This window comes from Phenylobacterium deserti (assembly GCF_003254705.1).
GTDB classification, from domain to species: Bacteria; Pseudomonadota; Alphaproteobacteria; order Caulobacterales; family Caulobacteraceae; genus Phenylobacterium; species Phenylobacterium deserti.
Genome location: NZ_QFYR01000009.1, coordinates 1 through 2,509, shown reverse-complemented (window position 1 = coordinate 2,509; position 2,509 = coordinate 1). Strand labels below are relative to the sequence as shown.

The window sequence follows — 2,509 nt, the reverse complement described above, 5'->3', positions numbered from 1 at the left end:
CTCACGCACCTTCAGCGTCTTGAGGCCGAGAGCATCCACATCCTTCGGGAGGTGGTGGCCGAGTGTGAGAACCCGGTGATGCTCTATTCGATTGGCAAGGACAGCGCGGTGATGCTGCACCTGGCCGCCAAGGCGTTCTATCCCTCCAAGCCGCCGTTTCCGCTGCTGCACGTGGACACCACCTGGAAGTTCCGGGCGATGTACGAGATGCGCGAGCGGATGGCCAAGGAACTCGGCTTCGAGCTTTTGGTGCACAAGAACCCCGAGGCGCTGGCCCAGGGCATCAACCCCTTCGATCACGGCTCGGCCCTGCACACCGACATCTGGAAGACGCAAGGGCTGAAGCAGGCGCTGGACCAGTACGGCTTCGATGCGGCCTTCGGCGGGGCTCGCCGCGACGAGGAGAAGAGCCGCGCCAAGGAGCGCATCTTCTCGTTCCGCTCGGCCCAGCACCGCTGGGATCCCAAGAACCAGCGGCCGGAGCTTTGGCGGCTCTACAACACCCGCAAGAACCCGGGCGAAAGCATCCGCGTCTTCCCGATCTCCAATTGGACCGAGCTCGACATCTGGCAGTACATCTATCTGGAGAACATCCCGATCGTGCCGCTGTACTACGCCGCCGAGCGGCCGGTGGTGGAGCGCGACGGGGCGCTGATCATGGTCGATGACGAGCGCTTCCGGCTGGAGCCCGGCGAGACCCCGCAGATGAAGTCGGTGCGCTTCCGCACCCTCGGCTGCTACCCGCTGACCGGGGCGGTGGAGAGCACAGCTTCCACCTTGCCCGAGATCATCCAGGAGATGCTGCTCACCACCACCTCCGAGCGGCAGGGGCGGCGGATCGACCACGACCAGGCCGCCTCCATGGAGAAGAAGAAGCAGGAGGGCTACTTCTGATGGCCCATCAGTCCGCCCTTATCGCCGAAGACATCCAGGCCTACCTCAAGGCCCACGAGCACAAGAGCCTCCTGCGGTTCCTGACCTGCGGGTCGGTGGATGACGGCAAGTCGACCCTGATCGGGCGGCTGCTCTACGACGCCAAGATGATCTTCGAGGACCAGCTGGCGGCCCTCGAGGCCGACTCCAAGCGGGTCGGCACGCAAGGCGGCGACATCGACTTTGCCCTCCTGGTGGACGGCCTGGCGGCCGAGCGCGAGCAGGGCATCACCATCGACGTCGCCTACCGCTTCTTCTCCACCGACAAGCGCAAGTTCATCGTCGCCGACACCCCCGGCCACGAGCAGTACACCCGCAACATGGTCACCGGCGCCTCCACGGCGGACGCGGCGGTGATCCTGATCGACGCCCGCAAGGGCGTGCTGACCCAGACCCGCCGGCACAGCTACCTCGTCAGCCTGCTGGGCATCCGCCACGTGGTGCTGGCCATCAACAAGATGGACCTGGTGGACTGGAGCCAGGAGGTGTTCGACGCCATTGTCGCCGAATACCGCGACTTCGCCGCCCAGATCGGCATCCAGGACTTCACCGCCATTCCGATGTCGGCGCTGAAGGGCGACAACATCACCGAAGCCTCCGACAAGGCGCCCTGGTACTCCGGTCCCCCGCTGATGCGCTGGCTGGAGGATGCGCCCATCGAGGACGACCTGCGGGAAAAGCCGTTCCGCATGCCGGTCCAGTGGGTGAACCGGCCCAACCTCGACTTCCGCGGCTTCTCGGGGCTCGTGGCCTCGGGCGTGATCCGGCCAGGCGACAAGATCAAGGCGCTGCCGTCGGGGCGCGAAAGCACCGTCGAGCGCATCGTCGCCTTCCGCGGCGACCTGCCCGAAGCGGTGGCCGGTCAGTCGGTGACGCTGACGCTGACCGACGAGATCGACATCAGCCGGGGCGACGTCCTGGCCGCGGCGGGCGATCCGCCGGCGGTGGCCGACCAGTTCGAGGCCACGCTCGTCTGGTTCGACGACGAGGCCATGCTGCCCGGCCGCTCCTACCTGCTGAAGCTCGGCGCCCGCACCGTCTCGGCCCAGGTCACCGAGCCCAAGTACAAGGTCAATGTGAACACCCTCGAGCAGCTGGCCGCCAAGCGGCTGGAGCTGAACGAGATCGGCGTCTGCAACCTGTCGCTGGACGCGCCCATCGCCTTTGACGCCTACGCCGACAACAAGGACCTGGGCGGCTTCATCCTGATCGACCGGATCTCCAACCGCACGGTCGGGGCCGGCATGCTGCACTTTGCGCTGCGCCGCAGCCAGAACATCCACTGGCAGGCGCTGGACGTGAACAAGCAGGCCCGGGCCGCCCAGAAGGGGCAAAAGGCGCGGGTGGTCTGGCTGACGGGCCTGTCGGGCGCGGGCAAGTCGACCATCGCCAACCTGGTCGAAAAGCGCCTCCACGTGGACGGCCGGCACACCTACCTGCTGGACGGCGACAACGTCCGCCATGGCCTCAACAAGGACCTGGGCTTCACCGAGGAAGACCGGGTGGAGAACATCCGCAGGGTGGCCGAGGTCGCCAAGCTGATGGTGGACGCCGGCCTGATCGTGCTGGTCTCGTT

At 66.5% G+C, this 2,509-nt stretch carries 2 protein-coding genes; both read left to right on the top strand.

What is annotated here, in order from left to right:
* Positions 1 to 894, top strand: an 894-nt coding sequence (gene cysD / locus DJ018_RS18895) for a sulfate adenylyltransferase subunit CysD (protein WP_111516542.1), incomplete at its 5' end; no start/stop codon positions are given.
* The coding region (gene cysN / locus DJ018_RS18890; RefSeq protein ID WP_111516541.1) for a sulfate adenylyltransferase subunit CysN at positions 894 to 2,509 on the top strand (1,616 nt) is incomplete at its 3' end. The genes cysD and cysN, both read left to right, overlap by 1 nt.